Source organism: Arthrobacter sp. Br18, from assembly GCF_000520555.1.
In the GTDB taxonomy this organism is placed as follows: domain Bacteria; phylum Actinomycetota; class Actinomycetes; order Actinomycetales; family Micrococcaceae; genus Arthrobacter_D.
In genome coordinates this window covers 11,386-12,025 of record NZ_KI914888.1, presented here as the reverse complement: position 1 = coordinate 12,025, position 640 = coordinate 11,386, and the positions used below count along the sequence as shown (strand labels likewise).

Here is a 640-nt window from a genome sequence, read left to right as displayed (position 1 = left end):
GCGGGCCGTAGGTTCCGCTGCCGGAGCCCTTGAAGGTGACATCCGCTGCCCTCGCTCCGGCACTCACGCTCATGCGTGCCTCGGCGGCTTCCTCCACGAAGTGCCCGATGCGGCTGGACATCAGCTTGCGTCCGCCGAGGACGATGAACAGGACGATGGCGATCAGCAGGTTGAAGATGAAGCTTGCGAGGAAAATGGCGAGGGGGCTCGACTCGAAGCCGGTGTCGGCGACGATGCCGTTGACGATGACGCCGTAGACGGCGATCGGTGAGAAGCCGCCGGCCTGCGCTCCGTGCACCACCATCATGCCCATGAGGAGCGGACTGATTTTGTGGCGGGCGGCGAAGCCGAGGGCGACGGGCGCGCTGCCCTCGCTCCGGCACTCACGCTCATGCGTGCCTCGGCGGCTTCCTCCACGAAGTGCCCGATGCGGCTGGACATCAGCTTGCGTCCGCCGAGGACGATGAACAGGACGATGGCGATCAGCAGGTTGAAGATGAAGCTTGCGAGGAAAATGGCGAGGGGGCTCGACTCGAAGCCGGTGTCGGCGACGATGCCGTTGACGATGACGCCGTAGACGGCGATCGGTGAGAAGCCGCCGGCCTGCGCTCCGTGCACCACCATCATGCCCATGAGGAGC

General features: G+C 65.6%; 1 pseudogene. It reads right to left on the bottom strand.

Going from position 1 to position 640, the window contains the following annotated elements:
* Positions 1–390: pseudogene (locus tag Y704_RS25585) on the bottom strand (hypothetical protein); the annotation flags it as partial.
* Positions 391–640: the final 250 nt, after the last annotated feature.